The sequence below is a fragment of the Burkholderia sp. BCC1977 genome, from assembly GCF_905339595.1.
Classification (GTDB): domain Bacteria; phylum Pseudomonadota; class Gammaproteobacteria; order Burkholderiales; family Burkholderiaceae; genus Burkholderia.
Genome location: NZ_CAJPGQ010000065.1, coordinates 1 through 20,758, shown reverse-complemented (window position 1 = coordinate 20,758; position 20,758 = coordinate 1). Strand labels below are relative to the sequence as shown.

General features: G+C 66.9%; 21 protein-coding genes and 1 pseudogene. 8 read left to right on the top strand and 14 right to left on the bottom strand.

Annotation, left to right across the window (positions count from 1 at the left end):
• Window positions 1-191: 191 nt before the first annotated feature.
• Together U5771_RS32735 and U5771_RS32730 are read left to right on the top strand one after the other, a co-directional pair.
• Entirely contained in the window at window positions 192-1,403 is a 1,212-nt protein-coding gene (locus tag U5771_RS32735) for an MBL fold metallo-hydrolase (RefSeq protein ID WP_322027772.1), read from the top strand.
• A 210-nt stretch (window positions 1,404-1,613) separates the two neighbouring features.
• Entirely contained in the window at window positions 1,614-1,973 is a 360-nt protein-coding gene (locus U5771_RS32730) for a hypothetical protein (RefSeq protein ID WP_322027771.1), read from the top strand.
• A gap of 131 nt (window positions 1,974-2,104) precedes the next feature.
• Here the strand turns inward: U5771_RS32730 and ychF are convergent, their stop codons facing one another.
• Entirely contained in the window at window positions 2,105-3,199 is a 1,095-nt protein-coding gene (ychF, locus tag U5771_RS32725; protein ID WP_322027770.1) for a redox-regulated ATPase YchF, read from the bottom strand.
• A 247-nt stretch (window positions 3,200-3,446) separates the two neighbouring features.
• On the opposite strand from ychF, the gene U5771_RS32720 reads away from it, so the two are divergent.
• From U5771_RS32720 to U5771_RS32705, 4 genes are all read left to right on the top strand, one after another.
• Entirely contained in the window at window positions 3,447-4,625 is a 1,179-nt protein-coding gene (locus tag U5771_RS32720) for a UbiH/UbiF family hydroxylase (protein WP_322027769.1), read from the top strand.
• A 90-nt stretch (window positions 4,626-4,715) separates the two neighbouring features.
• Window positions 4,716-5,444 carry a DsbC family protein gene (locus U5771_RS32715; RefSeq protein ID WP_322027768.1) on the top strand — a complete coding sequence of 243 codons (729 nt, stop codon included), beginning with the start codon at window positions 4,716-4,718 and terminating at the stop codon, window positions 5,442-5,444.
• 126 nt (window positions 5,445-5,570) lie between these two features.
• Complete coding sequence (locus U5771_RS32710; RefSeq protein ID WP_322027767.1) at window positions 5,571-7,370, top strand: PDZ domain-containing protein; 1,800 nt, start codon at window positions 5,571-5,573, stop codon at window positions 7,368-7,370.
• A gap of 147 nt (window positions 7,371-7,517) precedes the next feature.
• Entirely contained in the window at window positions 7,518-8,114 is a 597-nt protein-coding gene (locus tag U5771_RS32705; RefSeq protein WP_322027766.1) for an FMN-dependent NADH-azoreductase, read from the top strand.
• A 113-nt stretch (window positions 8,115-8,227) separates the two neighbouring features.
• Here the strand turns inward: U5771_RS32705 and U5771_RS32700 are convergent, their stop codons facing one another.
• The 8 genes from U5771_RS32700 to rpe all read right to left on the bottom strand — a co-directional run bounded on the left by U5771_RS32700 (window position 8,228) and on the right by rpe (window position 15,544).
• Window positions 8,228-9,133 carry a uracil-DNA glycosylase gene (locus U5771_RS32700; protein WP_322027765.1) on the bottom strand — a complete coding sequence of 302 codons (906 nt, stop codon included), beginning with the start codon at window positions 9,131-9,133 and terminating at the stop codon, window positions 8,228-8,230.
• 13 nt (window positions 9,134-9,146) lie between these two features.
• Window positions 9,147-9,773: a CYTH domain-containing protein gene (locus tag U5771_RS32695; RefSeq protein ID WP_322027764.1), complete on the bottom strand. Its 627-nt coding sequence runs from the start codon at window positions 9,771-9,773 to the stop codon at window positions 9,147-9,149.
• On the bottom strand, window positions 9,773-10,558 hold the full coding sequence (gene trpC, locus U5771_RS32690) for an indole-3-glycerol phosphate synthase TrpC (protein WP_322027763.1): 786 nt from the start codon (window positions 10,556-10,558) through the stop codon (window positions 9,773-9,775). The genes U5771_RS32695 and trpC overlap by 1 nt, the downstream gene beginning before the upstream one ends.
• 29 nt (window positions 10,559-10,587) lie before the next feature.
• Window positions 10,588-11,619 (bottom strand): anthranilate phosphoribosyltransferase, encoded by a 1,032-nt coding sequence (gene trpD / locus U5771_RS32685; RefSeq protein ID WP_039318793.1) that lies wholly within the window; start codon window positions 11,617-11,619, stop codon window positions 10,588-10,590.
• Between the two features lie 13 nt (window positions 11,620-11,632).
• Complete coding sequence (locus U5771_RS32680; protein ID WP_322027762.1) at window positions 11,633-12,232, bottom strand: aminodeoxychorismate/anthranilate synthase component II; 600 nt, start codon at window positions 12,230-12,232, stop codon at window positions 11,633-11,635.
• A gap of 13 nt (window positions 12,233-12,245) precedes the next feature.
• Window positions 12,246-13,739 (bottom strand): anthranilate synthase component I, encoded by a 1,494-nt coding sequence (gene trpE, locus U5771_RS32675; protein ID WP_322027761.1) that lies wholly within the window; start codon window positions 13,737-13,739, stop codon window positions 12,246-12,248.
• Between the two features lie 358 nt (window positions 13,740-14,097).
• Complete coding sequence (locus U5771_RS32670; protein WP_322027760.1) at window positions 14,098-14,853, bottom strand: phosphoglycolate phosphatase; 756 nt, start codon at window positions 14,851-14,853, stop codon at window positions 14,098-14,100.
• A 4-nt stretch (window positions 14,854-14,857) separates the two neighbouring features.
• Entirely contained in the window at window positions 14,858-15,544 is a 687-nt protein-coding gene (gene rpe, locus U5771_RS32665; RefSeq protein WP_006752695.1) for a ribulose-phosphate 3-epimerase, read from the bottom strand.
• Window positions 15,545-15,721: 177 nt separating this feature from the next.
• Here rpe and apaG point away from each other — a divergent pair, with 177 nt between their 5' ends.
• Window positions 15,722-16,096 (top strand): Co2+/Mg2+ efflux protein ApaG, encoded by a 375-nt coding sequence (gene apaG / locus U5771_RS32660; RefSeq protein ID WP_322027759.1) that lies wholly within the window; start codon window positions 15,722-15,724, stop codon window positions 16,094-16,096.
• A gap of 19 nt (window positions 16,097-16,115) precedes the next feature.
• On the opposite strand, the gene U5771_RS32655 is transcribed toward apaG, so the two are convergent.
• Window positions 16,116-16,259 (bottom strand): hypothetical protein, encoded by a 144-nt coding sequence (locus U5771_RS32655; RefSeq protein WP_006758475.1) that lies wholly within the window; start codon window positions 16,257-16,259, stop codon window positions 16,116-16,118.
• 28 nt (window positions 16,260-16,287) lie between these two features.
• Here U5771_RS32655 and U5771_RS32650 point away from each other — a divergent pair, with 28 nt between their 5' ends.
• A complete protein-coding gene (locus U5771_RS32650) occupies window positions 16,288-17,412 on the top strand; it encodes a murein transglycosylase A (RefSeq protein WP_322027758.1) in 1,125 nt (374 codons plus the stop codon).
• Between the two features lie 132 nt (window positions 17,413-17,544).
• On the opposite strand, the gene paaK is transcribed toward U5771_RS32650, so the two are convergent.
• The 4 genes and pseudogenes from paaK to U5771_RS32630 form a co-directional block, all read right to left on the bottom strand.
• Window positions 17,545-18,843, bottom strand: coding sequence for a phenylacetate--CoA ligase PaaK (gene paaK / locus U5771_RS32645; RefSeq protein ID WP_322027757.1), 1,299 nt, complete (start codon window positions 18,841-18,843; stop codon window positions 17,545-17,547).
• A gap of 38 nt (window positions 18,844-18,881) precedes the next feature.
• Window positions 18,882-19,334, bottom strand: coding sequence for a hydroxyphenylacetyl-CoA thioesterase PaaI (gene paaI / locus U5771_RS32640; protein ID WP_322027756.1), 453 nt, complete (start codon window positions 19,332-19,334; stop codon window positions 18,882-18,884).
• 1 nt (window position 19,335) lies between these two features.
• Complete coding sequence (gene paaG, locus U5771_RS32635; protein WP_322027755.1) at window positions 19,336-20,127, bottom strand: 2-(1,2-epoxy-1,2-dihydrophenyl)acetyl-CoA isomerase PaaG; 792 nt, start codon at window positions 20,125-20,127, stop codon at window positions 19,336-19,338.
• 45 nt (window positions 20,128-20,172) lie between these two features.
• Window positions 20,173-20,758 (bottom strand): annotated as a pseudogene (locus U5771_RS32630) (3-oxoadipyl-CoA thiolase); the annotation flags it as partial.

Sequence of the window (20,758 nt, the reverse complement as noted above, 5' to 3'; positions counted from 1 at the left end):
GTCGGGCTTTTTTTTGTCGTCGCCGCGGCGACCGGGGAACGGCCCGGCGCCGCTCGGGTAAGCGGTCGTGCCGCGATGCGTCGCGATCGATTCACTCCTGTCGAGAAAGAGACCATCAATAAACAGTCTATTTGTTACCAACATGGTTTCATTTATTGTGCCGACACTCAACCTCGTTCAGGAGTCCGACCATGTCGATCCGTCATCTGCTTTCTTCCGCATTCGCGGTGACCGCGCTGCTCGGCGCAGCATCTACGAGCATCGCCGGCCCGCTGGCCGTCGATGTCTACAATCCCGGCACGCATGCGATCTTCCCGGTTTCGTCCGAAATCGTCTCGGGCAAGACCGAGGCGATCCTGATCGACGCGCAGTTCCAGCGCAATGACGCGCAGGCGCTGGTGAACCGGATCAAGGCGAGCGGCAAGACCCTCAAGGCCGTCTACGTGAGCCACAGCGATCCCGATTACTACTTCGGGCTGGCAACCGTTCACGCGGCGTTTCCGGACGCGAAGATCGTCGCGACGCCGCAGACGGTCGCCGCGATCGAGGCCAGCAAGGACGGCAAGCTCGCCTACTGGGGCCCGATCCTGAAGGACAATGCGCCGACAGCGGTGATCGTGCCGCAGCCGCTCGACGGCGATACGCTGCGCGTCGACGGGCAGCCGCTGCGAATCGTCGGGCTCGACGGCCCGACGCCCGATCGCACTTTCGTCTGGATTCCTTCCGAGCGGACCGTGGCGGGCGGCATCCCGGTCGCGGCGAACATCCATGTGTGGATGGCGGACACGCAGACGCCGCTGTCGCACGCGAACTGGCTGGCGACGCTCGACCGGATCGATGCGCTGAAGCCGGCGCGCGTCGTGCCCGGGCACTTCCTGCCGAACCGCGACGGCAGCCAGCCGTTCGCCACCGGCGTCGCGTTCACGCGCGACTACGTGAAGGCGTTCGATCGGGAAGCGGCGCGCGCGAAGGATTCGGCGGCGCTGATCGCGGCGATGGAGGCGCGCTACCCGGAGCTCGGCGAGAAGTCGTCGCTCGAGCTGAGCGCGAAGGTCGCCAAGGGCGAGATGCAGTGGCCGGCGCCGGCGCCGTTCCCCGCGGTGGGCAAGACGGTGCACGTGCAGTTCGGCGACACCGTGTTCGATCTGCACTTCCAGGACGACAAGACGATGTCGTTCGTCGGCACGGCCGGTCGGTTCAAAGGCGTGACGGATACGGTGCAGTACGCGGTGCGCGAGATCCGTCCGCAGGTGTATCTGGTGTACTGGCATGAGCCGACCACCGGCTCGAACGTCGTGCACGTCGAGGATTTCGAGCGTGGCACGGTGGATACGAACATCGCGACGAAGGACGGGCAGTTCCTGCATATGTCCGGGACGCTGAGGATTGTCGGTCGCGATTGAGCTGATCCGGACGGGGGGCGGAGGCGACCTTTCGGGGCGCCTCCGCCATGTGATCGTCACGAATCGCGGCACTGCCTATCGCTCCCGGGCGCAATGGGACGAGACAGATTTTCAGATCCTGTGGCTGCCCGCCAACGCAGCAGCGAGCCAGTCCGGCTTCGGCCGTTAGCATGATCCGCCGATGTATTCCGTTATTGCCGAGGCGGTGTCATGTTCAAAAGTCGATATGTCGTCTTGTGCGTGGGTGTTTTCGTGGCGACGGGCGCGGCCTGCGCCGAGCCAGGGTACAACCAGGACAGGATTCGGCCGGATTCCGGTTGTCTGATGGTCGATCAAGGCGGGAACGTGATCAACTCGTCGAGCTATTCGTTTCAGCAGCGCCTCGAAATGGCGCGTTGCATGAGAAGCGCGTCGAATACGCTGAAGCCGCCCGAGTTGCCCACGACGCGGCCGGACGACGCCGGCAACGTTCGTCTCGGGCGGCAGGTCGCGAGGCAACTGTCCGAGACGGGAATCGGCTTGTTTGGCGGGCCGCGCAATCCCGTGGCGTCGCCAGGTGGCGCATATTGAACGCGCCGCTTGCCGCGTGACGGCTACCGCTCGGATGGGGCATGCGTCTCCGTCGTCCGGGTCCATGCAACCAAAAAAAAGCCCGCCACCACGAGGGGGCGGGCTTGGTCGGCATGGAACGCCCTGGGCGTTCAGACGTTGAACAGGAAGTTCATCACATCCCCGTCGTGCACGACGTATTCCTTCCCTTCCGCGCGCATCTTCCCGGCTTCCTTCGCACCTTGTTCGCCCTTGTACGAGACGAAGTCGTCGAATGCGATCGTCTGCGCGCGAATGAAGCCGCGCTCGAAGTCGGTGTGGATCACGCCGGCCGCTTGCGGCGCCGTGTCGCCGATGTGGATCGTCCACGCGCGCACTTCCTTCACGCCCGCGGTGAAGTAGGTCTGCAGGCCGAGCAGCTTGAAGCCCGCGCGGATCACGCGGTCGAGGCCCGGCTCTTCCATCCCCATGTCGGCGAGGAACGCTTCCTTGTCCGCATCGTCGAGATCGGCGATTTCCGCTTCGATCGCTGCGCACACCGCGACCACCGGCGAATTCTCGCTTTCCGCGTACTTGCGCACCGCGTCGAGGTGCGGGTTGTTCTCGAAGCCGTCGTCCTTCACGTTCGCGACGTACATTGCCGGCTTCGCGGTGATCAGGCAGAACGGCTTGAGCAGGGCCTGCTCGTCGTCCGACAGATCGAGGCCGCGCACGGCCTTGCCCTGGTCGAGGTGCGCGCGCACCTTCTCGAGCGCCGCGGCGAGCTTCACCGCTTCCTTGTCGTTGCCCGACTTCGCGGCCTTCGAGTAGCGCGTGAGCGCCTTCTCGACGGTGCCCAGATCGGCGAGCGCGAGTTCGGTGTTGATCACTTCGATGTCGTCGATCGGGCTGACCTTGCCGGCGACGTGGATGACGTTGTCGTCCTCGAAGCAGCGCACGACGTGCGTGATCGCATCGGTTTCGCGGATGTTCGCGAGGAACTGGTTGCCGAGGCCTTCACCCTTGCTCGCGCCCGCGACGAGGCCCGCGATGTCGACGAATTCGACGACGGCCGGCACGATGCGCTCGGGGTTGATGATTTCGGCGAGCGCCTTCAGGCGCGTGTCAGGCACTTCGACGATGCCGACGTTCGGCTCGATCGTGCAGAACGGGTAGTTCTCGGCGGCGATGCCGGCCTTGGTCAGCGCATTGAACAGGGTGGACTTGCCGACGTTGGGCAAGCCGACGATGCCGCATTTGAGACTCATGGAATCCTTCGGACGGGTGGGGCGGCGCGGCCGGACAAGGCACGGCGGCGCGGGAAAATAGGGACGGCCGGCGCGTGGGGCGCGGCGGGCCGACGGTCAAAGGCGCTATTGTACCGTGCCGACGCCCCGGTTTCCGGCCTTCCCCCGAACGCCCGATGCGACGGGCCGCCGCGCTGCCGGACCCACCCGCGATTCTGCTGATTTCCCGCAAAGTCCGGCCGCGTAAGGGATTGGCCCCGCGGCTATAATGCCCGCCATGACTGCCCACCACACCTTCGACGTCGCCGTGGTCGGCGGCGGGCTCGTCGGCAAGACGGCCGCGCTCGCGCTGACCCAGTCCGGCTACAAGACCGCCTTGCTCGCCCAGCCGGCCACGCCGCGTCCCGCCGATCTCGCGTTCGACACGCGCATCTACGCGCTGTCGTCCAGCTCGCAGGCATTGCTGGAGCGGCTGCGGGTCTGGCAGGCGCTCGACCATGGCCGGCTCGCGCCGGTCTACGACATGCGCGTGTACGGCGATGCGCAAGCGGAACTGCATTTCTCCGCGTACCAGGCGTCCGTGCCGCAACTGGCCTGGATCACCGAATCGTCGCTGATCGAGACGTCGCTCGACGCCGCGTTGCGGTTCCAGCCGAATCTCACGTGGTTCGATGCGCGCGCGCAGGGCTTCGACGTGCGCGACGACGCGGCCGTGCTCACGCTGTCGTCGGGCCAGGTGCTCGAAGCGGACCTCGTGGTCGGCGCGGACGGCGCGCATTCGTGGGTGCGTTCCCAAATGGGGGCCAGGGTCGAGCGGCGCGATTACCGGCAGACGGGCGTCGTCGCGAACTTCAAGGCGTCGCTGCCGCACCGCGAGACGGCCTATCAGTGGTTTCACGAAGGCGAGATCATCGCGTTGCTGCCGCTGCCGGACGGTCACGTGTCGCTCGTGTGGTCCGCGCACACCGCGCACGCGGACGAACTGCTCACGCTCGATCCCGCGCAACTCGCGGCTGAAGTCGAGCGCGTGTCGCACGGCCAGGTCGGCGCGCTCGAATGCGTGACGCCGGCGGCCGGCTTCCCGCTCGCGCTGCAGACCGTCGACAAGCTGATCGCCCCGCGCGTCGCGCTCGTCGGCGATGCCGCGCACCTGATCCACCCGCTCGCGGGGCAGGGGATGAACCTCGGGCTGCGCGACGTCGCGGCGCTCGCCGATGCGATCGCGAACAAGGAGCGCTTCCGCAACCTCGGCGATACGGTGCTGCTGCGCCGCTACGAGCGCTCGCGTCGCGAGGACATCCGCGCGCTGATGGTCGCGACCGACGGGCTGCAGCGGCTGTTCGCGGTGCCGGGCTCGCTCGCGAAGGCGGTGCGCAACGCGGGCATGGCGTTCGTCGGCGCGCAACCGCTCGTGAAGCGCTGGCTCGTGTCGGCCGCGCTCGGCTGATCGAACCTTCGCGCTCCCGGCCTGTCGGACAGGGTTCCGTTACGGCGTACACTGTGACGTGCACTCCGATTGAGCTGAAGGAACATCAGGATGAAAAAAACGATTCGCATCGCATCGCTGGCGCTGGCCGTCACGATGGCGACGCTCGGCTGCACCGCGCAGGCCGACCAGACCACCGACAAGCTGAAAGCCACGCTGCAAGCGCGTCTCGGCAGCGACGCGCCGATCAAGAGTGTGTCGAAATCGCCGGTCGCAGGCCTGTACGAAGTGAACCTTGGCGCGCAGATCATTTATAGCGATGCAGCCGGCGACTACGTGCTGCTCGGCGATCTCGTCGACACCAAGACGCACAAGAACCTGACCGACGCGCGCCTGTCCGACCTCAACAAGATCGACTTCGCGAGCCTGCCGCTCGCCAACGCGATCAAGGTCGTCAAGGGCAACGGCGCGCGCAAGATCGCGGTGTTCTCCGATCCGAACTGCCCGTACTGCAAGCGCCTCGAGACGACGCTGCAGTCGATCGACAACGTGACCGTCTACACGTTCCTGTACCCGGTGCTGTCACCCGATTCGACCGCGAAGTCGAAGGCGATCTGGTGCGCGACCGACCGCGCGAAAAGCTGGGAGGGCTGGATGCTCGACCATCGCGCACCGTCCGGCGCCGGCACCTGCGATACGAGCGCACTCGACAAGAACCTCGCGCTCGGCCGCGGGATGAACGTCACCGGCACGCCGACGATCTTCCTGCCCGACGGCCGTCGCCTGCCGGGCGCGGTGTCGGCCGACCAGCTGAACCAGGCGCTCGCGTCGAGCAAGTAACCGACCGACACGCCGGGCCGCATGGCCCGGCCAGCGAGGGGCGCCCGCGATATCTGCCGGCGCCTCTCTTCGTTTCCGCCGCCGTATTCCGTCTGATTTCCGTCCGATTTTCGACCGATTGCCACGATGACCCAGCCGATCCGCTATTCGATTGCCCCGAAAGATCTTGCCGCGCACCTGTTCGAAGTGTCGGTGACGGTCACCGATCCCGATCCTGAAGGCCAGCGCTTCTCGCTGCCGGTGTGGATTCCGGGCAGCTACCTCGTTCGCGAGTTCGCGCGCAACATCGTGACGCTTGCCGCGTTCAACGATGCGGGCCGCAAGGTGCGGATCGCGAAAACCGACAAGAACACCTGGCAGGCCGCACCGGTGAACGGCGCGCTGACGCTGCGCTACGACGTGTACGCGTGGGACCTGTCGGTCCGCTCCGCGTATCTCGACGACTCGGGCGGCTTCTTCAACGCCACGGCCGTGTTCCTGAGCGTCGCCGGCCGCGAGGATGCGCCGTGCGAGGTCGACATTTCGAAACCGGCGGGGCCGGCGTTTCGCACGTGGCGCGTCGGCACGTCGCTGCCCGAGGCGCGCGGCACCAAGCGCTACGGGTTCGGCGCATATCGCGCATCGAACTATGACGAACTCACCGACCATCCGGTGACGATCGGCGAATTCGCGCTGTCGACGTTCGACGCGCACGGCGTGCCGCACGACATCGTGATCGCCGGGCGCGTGACGCAGCTCGACATGGAGCGGCTGCGCACCGACCTGAAGCGCGTGTGCGAAGCGCAGATCGCGCTGTTCGAGCCGAAATCGAAGCAGGCGCCGATGGACCGCTACGTGTTCATGACGCTCGCGGTCAGCGACGGCTACGGCGGCCTCGAACACCGTGCGTCGACCGCGCTGATCTGCAACCGCACCGACCTGCCGGTGAAGGGCCGGCCGGAAACGACGGAAGGCTATCGCACGTATCTGGGCCTTTGCAGCCACGAGTATTTTCACACGTGGAACGTGAAGCGCATCAAACCGGCCGCGTTCGTACCGTACGACCTCGCGCGCGAAAACTACACGTCGCTGCTGTGGCTGTTCGAGGGCTTCACGTCGTATTACGACGATCTGATGCTCGTGCGCAGCGGGCTGATGTCGCAGGACGAATATTTCGCGGCGCTCGGCCGTACCGTCGGCGGTGTGCTGCGCGGCACGGGGCGCCTGAAGCAGAGCGTAGCCGAAAGCTCGTTCGACGCGTGGATCAAGTACTACCGTCAGGACGAGAACGCGACCAACGCGATCGTCAGCTACTACACGAAAGGTTCGCTCGTCGCGCTCGCGTTCGATCTCGCGATCCGCGCGCAAACGCGCAACCGCAAGTCGCTCGACGACGTGATGCGTCTGCTGTGGCAACGCTACGGCCGCGAGTTCTATCGCGGCAAGCAGGCGGGTGTCGAGGAAAACGAGGTCGAGACGCTGATCGAGGAAGCGACGGGCGTCGCGCTCGGCCGGCTGTTCGCCGACGCCGTGCACGGCACGCGCGACCTGCCGCTCGCCGACCTGCTCGCACCGTTCGGCGTGACGCTCGCGCCCGAGGTTGGCGCTGGCGCGGCCGTGAAGCCGACGATCGGCGCGCGCCTGCGCGGCGGCGCGGACTGCACGCTGGCGGCGGTCTACGAAGGCGGCGGCGCGCATCGCGCCGGGCTGTCGGCCGGCGACACGCTGATCGCGCTCGACGGGCTGCGCGTGACCGGCGCGAACCTCGACACGCTGCTCGCGCGCTACCGGCCGGGCGACAAGGTCGAGGTGCACGCCTTCCGCCGCGACGAGCTGCGGACCGCCAGGCTGAAGCTGGACGGGCCGGAAGTCGCGCGCTACCGGCTCACGGCGGCGGCGAAACCGGCCGCCGCGCACAAGGCCCGGGAAGCCTGGCTGAAGGGCTGAGCACGCCGAAGCGGGTTTCGGGGCGCGATCATGGATTGTTCTGTTGCTGCAACAATCCGTCGCCCTGAGCCCGCTTTTTCAAGACGACGCGGACACGCACAATGGCTTCACTCGCGCTACCGAAGCGCAGCCTAACTGGAGCCTGACATGACGACCATTCTGCAAATCAATTCCGCGGCGCGCTCGCAAGGTGCGCAATCCACGCTGCTGGCCAACGAACTGACGGCAAAGCTGCAACAATCGAACTCCGGCGCGAAGGTCGTGGTTCGCGACCTGCTGGCCGACGCGCTGCCGCACCTCGACGAATCGGTGCTCGGCGCATTCTTCACGCCGGCCGACCAGCGCAGCGCGGAACAGAATGCGATCGTCGCGAAGAGCGATGCACTGATCGCCGAACTGAACGCCGCCGACATCATCGTGATCGGCGCACCGATGTACAACTTCGGCGTCTCGTCGCAACTGAAGACGTACTTCGACTGGATCGCGCGTGCAGGCGTCACGTTCCGCTACACCGAGAACGGCCCGGAAGGCCTGATCAAGGGCAAGAAGGTTCACGTGGTGACGGCCCGCGGCGGCAAGTACCTGGGTACGCCGAACGACAGCCAGACGCCGTACCTGCGCTCGTTCCTCGGCTTCATCGGCCTGACCGACGTGAACTTCATCCACGCGGAAGGCCTGAACCTCGGGCCGGATGCACAGAGCGCCGCGCTCGCCAGCGCACGCGAAGCGATCGCTGCCGTGTAAGGCCGACGCGGGTGCGTCGCACCCGCCGTCTCGCCAGATGAAAAAAACGCCGCGTCCCGAAAGGGGCGCGGCGTTTTTGCTTGCTGCAGGCGAAAGCGGGAAGCGCAACGCGGTTACGCGAGCGTTTCGGCCACCTCCGGCAGACGCCAGTCGACCGGCTCGCGACCCGCTTCGACCAGATAGTCGTTCGCGAGCGCGAAGTGGCGGCACCCGAGGAAGCCTCGGTGCGCGGACAGCGGCGACGGATGCGGCGCCTCCAGCACGCAGTGCGCGCTGGCATCGAACAGCGCGCGCTTCGCTTGCGCATGCGCGCCCCACAGCATGAACACGAGCCCGCGGTGGCGGCTGGCCAGTTCGCGGATCAGCGTGTCCGTGCATTGCTCCCAGCCGCGCTTCGCGTGGCTCGCGGCCGCGCCGCGCTCGACCGTCAGCACGGTGTTGAGCAGCAGCACGCCCTGGCGCGCCCAGGTATCGAGACAGCCGTGACGCGGCGTGTCGTGGCCGAAATTCGCGGCGATTTCCTTGAAGATGTTGCGCAGCGACGGCGGCGTGCGGACGGCTGGCGGCACCGAGAACGCCAGGCCGTGCGCCTGCGGCGTACCGCGGTCGTCGCCGTGGTACGGGTCCTGGCCGAGGATCACGATCTTCACGTCGTCCGGGCTCGTCAGGCGCAGCGCACGGAACACGTCGGTCGGGTAGACCGTCTTGCCGGCCGCGCGTTCGTCGTCGACGAAGCGGCACAGCGGCGCATACGCGTCGCTGTCGGTGAAGGGTTTCAGCACGTTGCGCCAGACGGCCGGCAGCGCATCGAACTGCGCGGCGAGGTGCGGGACGTCGGCGGCAACGGGCCGCGGCGCGGCGGAGGCCGGGGCGGCTACCGCGGCCTTCTTGGCGGGCTTGCGCCCGGCTGCGGCCGGCGCAGGCGCCGGGGCGGGAACATCGTCCTGCGCCGTTTCCGGCACGGGATCGTCGAACAGCGACGCCTGCTGCGGCGTGCGGAGAGTCTTGCGGGTTGCCATGCGTGATGCGTGTTTAGTGCGCGCGCAGCCGGTAGCCGCGTTGCGCCTTGCTGATGTTTTCGGGGGCGAGGCCCGGCAGCGCTTGCTGCAGTTCGGCGGCGAGCGTCGCGAGCGCCGCTTCCGGGCCGTCGATCAGTTCGAGTTCGATTTCGCTGATCGGTTCGCGGCGCGTGTCGTTTTCCGCCTGGACGACGATCTCGCCGACATCCACCGCGGCCTCGACGGTTGCGCCGCCGATTGCGATGCGCCACAGCGTACGCGAAAAATCCGTCCGGAACAGCGCGTGCAGCGCGGGCGCCGCGTCGCGCAGCGCAGCGGCAGCCTCCGGCACGTCGCATGCGGTGACGAGGGCATCGATTTCGAGCGCATCGCCGGCGACGGGCAACTCCCATTCATGGCGGCGATGCAGGCCGGCTTCGGCGCTGCCGACCGTCTTGAAGGTCTGCAGCCAGCCGTGCGGCGTGCGGCGCACGCGCACCGCGCTCTTCGAGCGGGCCAGCGCGAGATCGGGCGTGTCGTAGTAGACGTTCGCGAGCACGATGACGTCGCCGGCTTCACCGGTCAGCGTCTCGAAAAAGCGCCGCGCCGCATCGGCCTGGCCGGCCGGCAGCGCGAGCTTGATTTCCTTTTCGATCGCCATCAGAAGAACATCCGCGCGAGTTCCTCGCCCGGCTGGTCGGCGCGCATGAACGCTTCGCCGACGAGGAACGCGTTCACGTTCGCCGCGCGCATCGTATCGACGTCGGTGCGCGACAGGATGCCCGACTCGGTCACGACCATGCGGTCCGCCGGAATCATGTCGAGCATGTCGAGCGTGGTCTGGATCGTCGTCTCGAACGTGCGCAGGTTGCGGTTGTTGATGCCGAGCAGCGGCGTCTTCAGCGTCAGCGCCTGTTCCATCTCGTCGCGGTCGTGAACCTCGACCAGCACCGCGAGGCCGAGCGAGTGCGCATATGCTTCGAGATCCTGCATCAGCGGCGTGTCGAGCGCGGCCGCGATCAGCAGGATCGCGTCGGCGCCCATCGCGCGCGCTTCGAGGATCTGGTACGCATCGACGATGAAGTCCTTGCGCAGCACCGGCAGCGTGCATGCCGCACGCGCTTCCTCGAGATAGCGGACGCTGCCCTGGAAGAATTGCTCGTCGGTCAGCACCGACAGGCACGCGGCGCCGTGGGCCGCATACGAGCGCGCGATGTCGGCCGGCACGAAATGCTCGCGCAGCACGCCCTTCGACGGGCTTGCCTTCTTCACTTCGGCGATCACCGCCGCTTGGCCGGCCGCCTGCTTCGCGCGCAGGGCGCCGACGAAGTCGCGCAGGTCGCGCGCCGATGCGTCCAGTTTCAGTGCCTCGAGCGGCGTGCTGCGCATGGCCGCCGCGACTTCTTCGCGCTTGACGGCGATGATTCGGTCGAGAATGTCGCTCATGTGGGTTCCTGCTTGATTCGTAAGGGGAGTCAGCGCTTGAACTGCTGCGTGAAGCGCACGAGTTCGTCGACCTTCGCGCGGGCCTTGCCGCTCGCGATCGCTTCGCGGGCGAGCTGGATGCCGTCCGCGATCGATTCGGCGATATTGGCAGCATAGAGCGCGGTGCCCGCGTTCAGCGTGACGATCTCGCGTGCGACGCCCGGCTGGTTGTCCAGCGCGCCGAGCAGCATCGTGCGCGATTCCTCGGCATTTTCCACCTTCAGCGTGCGGTTCGACACCATCTGCAGGCCGAAGTCCTCCGGATGGATCTCGTATTCGTGCACCTTGCCGTCGCGCAATTCGCCGACGAGCGTCGCGGCGCCCAGCGACACTTCATCCATCCCGTCCTTGCCGTACACGACCAGCACGTGCTGCGCGCCGAGGCGCTGCATCACGCGCACCTGGATGCCGACGAGGTCGGGGTGGAACACGCCCATCAGCTGGTTCGGCGCGCCGGCCGGATTGGTCAGCGGGCCGAGAATGTTGAAGATCGTCCGCACGCCGAGCTCGCGGCGCACGGCCGCGATGTTCTTCATCGCCGGATGATGGTTCGGCGCGAACATGAAGCCCATGCCGGTTTCGGCGATCGATGCCGCAACCTGGTCGGGCTGCAGGTCGATGTTCACGCCGAGCGCCTCGAGCACGTCGGCGCTGCCGGACTTGCTCGATACGCCGCGGTTGCCGTGCTTCGCGACCTTCGCGCCGGCCGCCGCCGTGATGAACATCGACGCGGTCGAGATGTTGAACGTGTGCGCGCCGTCGCCGCCCGTGCCGACGATGTCGACGAAGTTCGAGTTGTCCTGCACTTCGACGTGGTTCGCGAATTCGCGCATCACGGTCGCGGCGGCGGCGATCTCGCCGATCGTCTCCTTCTTCACGCGCAGCCCGGTGATGATCGCGGCCGCCATCACGGGCGACATGTCGCCGCGCATGATGAGCCGCATCAGGTGCAGCATCTCGTCGTGGAAGATCTCGCGGTGCTCGATCGTGCGTTGCAGCGCTTCCTGCGGGGTAATCGTCATCGTGCGTCTCCCGTCAGGCCGCCGGCGCGGCCGTGCGGGCCGCTGCGCGATTCTGCTTCAGGAAATTCTCGAGCAGCGCGTGGCCGTGCTCGGAGAGGATCGATTCCGGGTGGAACTGCACGCCTTCGATCGGCAGCGTCTTGTGGCGCACGCCCATGATCTCGCCGTCGTCGGTCCACGCGGACACCTCCAGGCAGTCGGGCAGCGATTCGCGTTCGATCGCGAGCGAGTGGTAGCGCGTGACGTCGAAATGCTTCGGCAGGTCGGCGAACACGCCGCGGCAGTCGGTTTCGATCCGGCTCACCTTGCCGTGCATGATGGTTTTCGCGCGCACGACGCGGCCGCCGAACGCTTCGCCGATCGCCTGGTGGCCGAGGCAGACGCCGAGGATCGGCTTCTTGCCCGCGAATTCGCGCAGCACGTCGAGCGTGATGCCCGCGTGCTGCGGGTTGCTCGGACCGGGCGACAGGCAGATGGTGTCGGGATTCAGGCGCGCGATCTCGTCGAGCGTGATTTCGTCGTTGCGGTACGTGCGCACGTCCTCGCCCAGTTCGCCGAAGTACTGGACCAGGTTGTAGGTGAACGAGTCGTAGTTGTCGATCATGAGCAGCATGGTCAGTCTCCGGTCAGAAGTCGCTATCGAGGCCGTCCTGGACCTGTTCGGCCGCACGCAGCACCGCGCGCGCCTTGTTCTCGGTCTCTTGCCATTCGGATTCGGGCACCGAGTCGGCGACGACGCCCGCCGCCGCTTGCACATACAGGTTGCCGTTGTGGATCAGGCCCGTGCGGATCGCGATCGCGAGATCCATCTCGCCCGAGAACGACAGGTAGCCGACCGCGCCGCCGTACAGCCCGCGCTTGATCGGCTCCAGCTCGTCGATCAGTTCCATCGCGCGCACCTTCGGCGCGCCGGACAGCGTGCCGGCCGGGAACGTCGCCCGCAGCACGTCGTAGTTCGTCATGCCGGGCTTCAGCTTGCCTTCGACCGAGCTGACGATGTGCTGCACGTGCGAGTACTTCTCGATCACCATCTTGTCGGTCACCTGCACCGAGCCGATCTCCGCGATGCGGCCGACGTCGTTGCGCGCGAGGTCGATCAGCATCACGTGCTCGGCGATTTCCTTCGGATCGTTCAGCAGTTCGGTCGCGAGTTCCGCATCGCGCTCGGGCGTGTTGCCGCGCGGACGTGTGCCGGCGAGCGGGCGGATCGTGACGATCTGGTCTTCGCCGCGCTTTTCCTGGCGCACCAGGATCTCCGGCGACGCGCCGACCACGTGGAAGTCGCCGAAGTTGTAGTAATACATGTACGGCGACGGATTCAGCGAACGCAGCGCGCGATACAGCGACAGCGGATTGTCGCGGTACGGCTTCGTCAGCCGCTGGCCGACCTGGATCTGCATCAGTTCGCCGGCCGCGATGTATTCCTTCGCCTGGCGCACGGCGGCGAGGTAGTCGTCCTTCTTGAACTCGCGGAACGTCTCGGTGCGCACGCTCGCCGACGTGACGGGCGGCTGCACGGTCGTGCGCAGGCGCTGCTTCAGCTCGCGCAGGCGCTGCTTGGCCTTCGTATAGGCCTCGGGCTGGGCCGGGTCCGCGTAGATGATCAGGTAGAGCTTGCCGGCGAGGTTGTCGATCACCGCGACTTCTTCGGTGAGCAGCAGCTGGATGTCGGGCAGGCCGAGGTCGTCGCGCGGCGCGGTGTTCGCGAGCTTCTTCTCGATGTAGCGTACCGCGTCGTAGCCGAAATAGCCGGCGAGGCCGCCGCAGAAGCGCGGCAGGCCCGGGCGTTGCGCGACCTTGAAGCGCGCCTGGAACGACTCGATGAATTCGAACGGGTCGCCGTCGTGCGTCTCGACGACCTGACCGTCGCGCACCACTTCGGACACGCCGTTGCGGGTGCGCAGCAGCGTACGGGCGGGCAGGCCGATGAACGAATAGCGGCCGAAGCGTTCGCCGCCGACCACCGACTCGAGCAGGAACGAGTTGGCGCCCGCGCGTTCAGGCTGGGCCAGCTTCAGGTAGAGGGACAGCGGCGTTTCGAGGTCGGCGAGCGCTTCCGCGATCAGCGGGATGCGGTTGTAGCCTTCGTTCGCAAGCGATTGGAATTCGAGTTCGGTCATGTTCCGGTCCTGTTCGGGACGAGCGGCGGAGTGCGCCAGGGATCACTTGACGCTGCGCAGGCTGCCGTCGGCGAAAGGGCGGTCGATCGAGAAGTGCCTGTTGCCGGCCGGCACTCCGGGCGTGAACGTCGCGAGCCTGCGGCCGATCCTGAACGCAAGCGTTCGGACGCGGTGGAACTCGAGGTGGTGCGACGATCGGCGCGCGGATGCGCAGCGAGATAAAAAACGGCGCTGAAGACGTGCCTCAGCGTACCTCATCGAAGAGGTTAGCGCGACCAGCGACGCCAGGGCCAGGCTCCCCGGTCGATGCTGCTCAGACTCCGTTTTTTATTCAGAAACATGCGGATGGAAGAAATAATCAGATGGTTGGCCGGCCGGCGTTGTGCGCGGTGATCGCGCGGGCTGCGACCAGCAACGAATCGACTATACCATCCGAATTTATCGTTTGTATAGCTTTGCCGTGGTTGTAGCCGTACGGCACCGTCAGCGTCGCCATCCCGGCCGCGCGGCCCGCCAGTGCGTCGTTTTCCGAGTCGCCGATCGCGACCGCCGCGTCCGGCGCGACGCCGAGCGCATCGCAGGCCGCCAGCATCGGCAGCGGATCGGGCTTCTTGCGCGCGACGCTGTCGCCGCCGAGCACGATGCCGAAGCGATCGATCAGCCCGTATTGCTCGAGCAGCTCGACCGCGAAGCGGTGCGGCTTGTTCGTCACGCACGCGAGCCGGATGCCGGCCGCGCGCAACGCGTCGAGGCCGGTTGCGACGTCCGGATAGAGACGCGTGTGGCGGCCGTTGATCTTCGCGTATTCGGTCTGGTAGATCGCGAGCGCGTCGTCGAAGCGCGCGTGCGCTTCGTCGGGCGTGAAGCGCGGCTTCAGCACGCTCTGGATCAGGTGCTCGGAGCCCTTGCCGACGTAGCCGATCACCTCGTCGCGCGACGTGGCCGGCGCGCCGAGCTGCGCGAGCATTCCGTTCAGCCCGGCCGTGAAATCGTCGGCCGTGTCGACCATCGTGCCGTCGAGGTCGATCAGCGCCGCGTCGATGCGCGGCGTCGCGAAACGGATCGTGCCGTCGGCTGCGGCCGGTGCAAGACCTGCCAGCGAGGAATCGGCCACGGCGTCAGCTCCGCTCGACGGTGGCGAGCGCGGCGCGCATCTCGTCGATCACCGTGCGGTAGTCGGGCTTGCCGAAGATCGCCGAACCCGCGACGAAGGTGTCCGCGCCGGCCGCCGCGATTTCCGCGATGTTGTCGGCCTTCACGCCGCCGTCCACCTCGAGCAGGATCTCGCGGCCGGTGCGCTCGGTGTATGCGTCGATGCGGGCGCGCGCTTCGCGCAGCTTGTTCAGCGTTTCCGGAATGAACGACTGGCCGCCGAAGCCGGGGTTCACCGACATCAGCAGCACGAAGTCGAGGCGATCCATCACGTGGTCGAGATAGTTCAGCGGCGTCGCCGGGTTGAACACGAGGCCGGCCTTGCAGCCGTGATCGCGGATCAGCGACAGCGTACGGTCGATGTGGTCCGAGCCTTCCGGGTGGAAGCTGATCAGGTTCGCGCCGGCTTTTGCGAAGTCGGGCACGATCCGGTCGACCGGGCGCACCATCAGATGCACGTCGATCGGCACCTGCACGTGCGGGCGGATCGCCTCGCAGACGAGCGGGCCGATCGTGAGGTTCGGCACATAATGGTTGTCCATCACGTCGAAGTGAATCCAGTCGGCGCCGGCGGCGACCACGTTGCGGACTTCTTCGCCGAGCCGTGCAAAGTCGGCCGACAGGATGCTGGGAGCGATGCGGAATTGAGTCATGACAGGGGAGCGGGGACGCTGCGGCGCAAAACCGCCATTCTACCGTCCGGCGACCCGGTGCGCGGCGACGGGCCGTGCGGTCGTGGCCCGATTCCGCATAGAATGCCGAACCAGTGCGGCGCGCCCGCGGCCCTGCCGCTCGAGTTGGCGCGGGCAGTTACCTACAGCGGAAACATCATGAGTCAGTATCAGTTCACCGTTTCGGTGAAAACCAGCTACTTGCCGGAACAATCCGACCCCGATCAACGTCAATACGCATTCGCGTACACGCTGACCATCCGCAACACCGGGCAGGTCGCGGCGCAACTGATCGCGCGTCACTGGATCATCACGGACAGCGAAAGCCACGTGCAGGAAGTGAAGGGGCTCGGCGTCGTCGGGCACCAGCCGCTGCTGCAGCCGGGCGAACAGTTCGAATACACGAGCTGGGCCGTGATCGCGACGCCGGTCGGCACGATGCGTGGCGCGTACTTCTGCGTGGCGGAGGACGGCGAGCGGTTCGACGCGCCGGTCGACGAGTTTGCGCTGCACATGCCGCGCACGCTGCATTGAGTCGAGCGTGCGGGGCCGGTCAGCGCGGCTGGCGGTCGTTGCCGCGGGCGTGCTTTTTCCTGCCCGACGACGTCCACACGACGATGAAGATCAGCAGGGCAAGCGCTACGAAAGCCTCGAGCGCGAAGATGAGCATCGGATATTGGTCGAGAAAATCTGACATGGCGGTTTCCATCAAGAACGGACATTGTATGTGGTTTGGGCCCCGGGTGGCCGGCTGGGTTGCGGCGGCCGCGACGGCCGCGCTGCTTGCCGCGTGCGGCGGCGCGCCGACGCGCACGTCGACGCTCAAGCCGCCGACCGGCGCGGCGATCGTGCCCGGGCAGGTCGCCGCGAAGCGGCTCACGCCGGTCGCGTGGCAGCAGGTGCCGGGGTGGCAGGACGATGCGCTGATCGGCGCGACGGCCGCGCTGCGGCAGAATTGCGTGCGGCTCGCGCGCCAGCCGGCGTGGCAGCGCGCATGCGCGGCCGCCGACCGCCTCGACGAGCTCGACGTCAGCAGCGCGCGTGCGTTCTTCGAAACGTATTTCACGCCGTTCCAGCTGGCGAACACCGACGGTACGCTCGACGGGCTCGTGACCGGCTATTACGAGCCGCTGCTGCATGGCTCCCGCGTGCGTCGCGGTCCTTACCAGTACGCGCTGTACCGCTGGCCGGCCGGCTATCGTGCCGGCGCCGCGCTGCCCGCTCGCGCGCAGCTCGAACGCGCCGGCGTCCTGAACGGCAACGAACTCGTGTGGGTCGACGATCCGATCGAGGCGTTCTTCCTGCAGGTGCAGGGTTCGGGGCGCGTGCTGCTCGACGATGGTTCGGTGATGCGGGTCGGCTTCGGCGGCACCAATAACCAGCCGTATCGCTCGATCGGCAAGTGGCTGCTCGATCGCGGCGAGCTGACGCCCGCCCAGGCGACGATGCAGGGCATCAAGGCGTGGGCGAAGGCGAACCCGACGCGCGTCGACGCGTTGCTCGACACGAATCCGCGCTTCGTGTTCTTCCGCGACATGCCGACGAAGGAAGATGCGCCGCACGGCGGCGCGGACGGCCCGATCGGCGCGCTCGGCGTGCCGCTCACGCCGGAGCGTTCGATCGCGGTCGATCCGTCGTCGATCCCGCTCGGCACGCCCGTGTTCCTGCAGACCACGCGTCCGTTGACGAATACGCCGATGAACCGGCTCGTGTTCGCGCAGGACACGGGTTCCGCGATCAAGGGCGGCGTGCGGGCCGACTATTTCTGGGGGCTCGGCGACGACGCCGGCGACCAGGCCGGACGGATGAAGCAGATCGGCCGGATGTGGCTGCTGTTCCCGAATTCCTGATGCTTGGTGGTGCCGGCGTATACGTCTAGCCGCGCATCGAAACGAAGCAGCCCGATCGGTGTTGGCCGGTCGGGCTGTTTTTTGCGGCGCACGCGATCGCTGTTGCGCGCGGCGGCCGGGCAGCGGCGGGTATCAGCCCCGGCGCTTGTCGATCACGCGGCGTGCCTTGCCGACCGAACGCTCGATCCCGTTCACGGGCAATACGTTGATCACGGCCGTCACGCCGATCAGCGACTTGATGTCGTGCGCGAGCGCCTGCCTGGCCGCGTGGATCGCCGCCGTGTCAGGGGCCGTTTCGGGACACGGCTCGACGTTGAGCGTCAGCACGTCGAGCGGACCTTCCTTCGTCAGCACGATCTGATAGTGCGGTGCGAGCGCGCGCTGCTTCAGCAACTGTTCCTCGATTTGCGTCGGGAAGACGTTGACGCCCCGCACGATCATCATGTCGTCCGAACGCCCGGTGATCTTTTCCATTCGGCGCATCGTGCGGGCGGTGCCGGGCAGCAGACGCGTGAGGTCGCGGGTCCGGTAGCGGATGATCGGCAGCGCTTCCTTCGTCAGCGACGTGAAGACCAGCTCGCCGAGTTCGCCGTCCGGCAGCACTTCGCCGGTCTCGGGGTCGATGATTTCCGGATAGAAGTGGTCTTCCCAGATGGTCGGGCCGTCCTTGGTCTCGACGCATTCCGACGCGACACCCGGGCCCATCACCTCAGACAGCCCGTAGATGTCGACCGCATCGATGCCCATTCGCTGTTCGATGGCCACGCGCATGTCGTTGGTCCACGGTTCCGCGCCGAAGATGCCGATGCGCAGCGAGCTTTGCGCGGGATCGAGGCCCTGGCGCTCGATCTCGTCGGCGATCGACAGCATGTAGCTCGGCGTCACCATGATGATGTCGGGCCGGAAATCCTGGATCAGCTGCACCTGCTTCTCGGTCTGGCCGCCACCGAACGGGATCACCGTCAGCCCTGCGCGTTCGGCGCCATAGTGTGCGCCGAGCCCGCCGGTGAACAGCCCGTAGCCGTAGCTGACGTGAACCTTGTCGCCGCGCCGCGCGCCGGCCGCGCGGATCGAGCGCGCGACGAGATTCGCCCACGTGTCGATGTCGCGCGCCGTATAGCCGACGACGGTCGGCTTGCCGGTCGTGCCCGACGACGCGTGAATACGCGAGATCTGGTCCTGCGGTACCGCGAACATCCCGAACGGGTAGCTGTCGCGCAGGTCGCTCTTGGTCGTGAACGGGAAGCGCGACAGATCCGAGAGCGTCGTCAGGTCGTCGGGATGCACGCCCGCTTCGTCAAATTTGCGGCGATAGACGGGGGAGTGGTCATACGCATGCCGGAGCGACCACTTCAGGCGTTCGAGTTGCAGCGCGGTCAACTCGTCGCGTGAAGCGGTCTCGATCGGCTCGAGCGGTAGCGGGGTAGTCATGCCTGTCTCCAGTGATTGTTATGAGCGAGCCGTGGACGTCAGCGGTCTTCCGGGAGGACCGTGCCCTTGATCTGGGCCGATTTGCCGCGAAACATCGCGACCGTTTCGCCTGTCTGGTTCGTGACGCGGATGTCGTAGACGCCATGCCGGCCGCTGCGCGTCTGTTCGATCGCCTCGGCCGTCAGCAGGTCGTTGCCGTATACGGGACGCAGGTATTCGATCGAGCAGCCCGCCGCAACGGTATTCAGGTTGTACGTGTTGCACGCGAACGCGAACGTCGAATCGGCGAGCGTGAAGATGATGCCGCCGTGACAGATCTGGTGCCCGTTCAGGAAGTCCGGCTGTACGCGCATCTGCAGGCGTGCGTAGCCGGCGCGCACTTCGGCGATTTCCATGCCGAACGCGCGGCTGCAGGCGTCCGCGTCGTACATGGCCCGCGCCGTCGCACGGGCGAGCGCATCGGGGTCGAGCGTGTCGGTGGAGGTGGTCATGTCAACGCCCCTCGAAGCGCGGCGCGCGCTTCTCGATGAACGCCGTCACGCCTTCCGCGTAGTCGTACGACTGGCCGAGCTTGCGCTGCAGGTCGCGCTCGAGGTCGAGCTGCTGGTCGAGGGTATTCGTGACGCTGTCGCGCATCGACTGCTTGATCGACGAGATCGCGCGCGTCGGTTGCTGCGCGAGCTGGTTGGCGACCTGACGGGCCGACGCGGCGAGTGCATCGTCGTCGACCGCGCGCCAGATCAAGCCCCATTGTTCGGCCTGTTCGGCACCGAGCTTGTCGCCGGTGAGGGCGAGCCCCAGCGCGCGTGCCATGCCGACGCGTTGCGGCAGGAACCATGTTCCGCCCGAATCGGGCACGAGCCCGATCTTGACGAAGGCCTGGATGAAACTGCTCGAGCGCGCGGCGAACACGATGTCGCAGGCGAGCGCGAGATTCGCGCCGGCGCCGGCCGCCGTGCCGTTGACGGCGGCGATCACCGGAATCGGCATGCGTTGCAGGCGGCGGATCAGCGGATTGAAATGCTCGTCGATCAGCGTGCCGAGGTCGGTGGACGCGCCCGGCGTGAAGTCGAGGTCGGCCAGGTCCTGACCTGCGCAGAAGCCGCGGCCCGCACCCGTCAGGATCAGCGCACGCGCGCCGGCCGCCTCGACTTCATCGAGCGCCGACTGCAGTTCGCGATGCATCGCCCGGGTGAAGCTGTTCAGCTTGTCCGGACGGTTGAGGGTGATCGTGGCCACGCGGGCAACCTGATCGATATCCAGCTGGATCGCCTGATATGACATGCAGTGTCTCCTTCATGACTTCGTTATAGGCGCGCGGTGCGTCGGTTACACGCGTTCGATGGCGATCGCGATACCCTGGCCGACGCCGATGCACATCGTACAGAGCGCAAAGCGGCCGCCCGTACGCTCGAGTTGGTGAAGCGCCGTGGTCACGAGCCGGGCGCCCGATGCGCCGAGCGGGTGGCCGAGCGCGATCGCGCCGCCGTTCGGGTTCACGCGCGGATCGTCGTCGGCGACACTGAGCATGCGCAACACTGCGAGACCTTGCGACGCGAACGCCTCGTTCAGCTCGATCACATCGAACTGGTCGATCGTCATCCCGATCTGGCGCAACAGCTTCTGCGTGGCCGGCGCCGGGCCGATCCCCATCACGCGCGGCTCGACGCCGGCGGTCGCCATGCCGACGATGCGTGCGCGACGGCGCAGCCCGTATTGATCGGCGGCTTCCGCGTTGGCGAGCAGCAGTGCGCATGCGCCGTCGTTGACACCCGACGCGTTGCCTGCCGTCACCGAGCCGTCCGGACGCACGACGCCCTTCAGCTTCGCGAGCGCCTCGAGCGACGTTTCGCGCGGATGCTCGTCGAGGGAGACGACGAGCGCGTCGCCTTTCTTCTGCGGAATCGTCACGGGG

Coding starts and splice junctions, on each gene's coding strand:
- U5771_RS32710 (WP_322027767.1), top strand. CDS start 5,571: ATGACCCAGCCGATCCGCTATTCGATTGCCCCGAAAGATCTTGCCGCG.
- U5771_RS32650 (WP_322027758.1), top strand. CDS start 16,288: ATGTGGTTTGGGCCCCGGGTGGCCGGCTGGGTTGCGGCGGCCGCGACG.
- trpC (WP_322027763.1), bottom strand. CDS start 10,558: ATGAGCGACATTCTCGACCGAATCATCGCCGTCAAGCGCGAAGAAGTC.
- apaG (WP_322027759.1), top strand. CDS start 15,722: ATGAGTCAGTATCAGTTCACCGTTTCGGTGAAAACCAGCTACTTGCCG.
- paaG (WP_322027755.1), bottom strand. CDS start 20,127: ATGTCATATCAGGCGATCCAGCTGGATATCGATCAGGTTGCCCGCGTG.
- U5771_RS32680 (WP_322027762.1), bottom strand. CDS start 12,232: ATGCTGCTCATGATCGACAACTACGACTCGTTCACCTACAACCTGGTC.
- rpe (WP_006752695.1), bottom strand. CDS start 15,544: ATGACTCAATTCCGCATCGCTCCCAGCATCCTGTCGGCCGACTTTGCA.
- U5771_RS32735 (WP_322027772.1), top strand. CDS start 192: ATGTCGATCCGTCATCTGCTTTCTTCCGCATTCGCGGTGACCGCGCTG.
- U5771_RS32730 (WP_322027771.1), top strand. CDS start 1,614: ATGTTCAAAAGTCGATATGTCGTCTTGTGCGTGGGTGTTTTCGTGGCG.
- trpD (WP_039318793.1), bottom strand. CDS start 11,619: ATGACGATTACCCCGCAGGAAGCGCTGCAACGCACGATCGAGCACCGC.
- U5771_RS32655 (WP_006758475.1), bottom strand. CDS start 16,259: ATGTCAGATTTTCTCGACCAATATCCGATGCTCATCTTCGCGCTCGAG.
- trpE (WP_322027761.1), bottom strand. CDS start 13,739: ATGACCGAACTCGAATTCCAATCGCTTGCGAACGAAGGCTACAACCGC.
- paaK (WP_322027757.1), bottom strand. CDS start 18,843: ATGACTACCCCGCTACCGCTCGAGCCGATCGAGACCGCTTCACGCGAC.
- paaI (WP_322027756.1), bottom strand. CDS start 19,334: ATGACCACCTCCACCGACACGCTCGACCCCGATGCGCTCGCCCGTGCG.
- U5771_RS32715 (WP_322027768.1), top strand. CDS start 4,716: ATGAAAAAAACGATTCGCATCGCATCGCTGGCGCTGGCCGTCACGATG.
- U5771_RS32695 (WP_322027764.1), bottom strand. CDS start 9,773: ATGGCGATCGAAAAGGAAATCAAGCTCGCGCTGCCGGCCGGCCAGGCC.
- U5771_RS32700 (WP_322027765.1), bottom strand. CDS start 9,133: ATGGCAACCCGCAAGACTCTCCGCACGCCGCAGCAGGCGTCGCTGTTC.
- ychF (WP_322027770.1), bottom strand. CDS start 3,199: ATGAGTCTCAAATGCGGCATCGTCGGCTTGCCCAACGTCGGCAAGTCC.
- U5771_RS32720 (WP_322027769.1), top strand. CDS start 3,447: ATGCCCGCCATGACTGCCCACCACACCTTCGACGTCGCCGTGGTCGGC.
- U5771_RS32705 (WP_322027766.1), top strand. CDS start 7,518: ATGACGACCATTCTGCAAATCAATTCCGCGGCGCGCTCGCAAGGTGCG.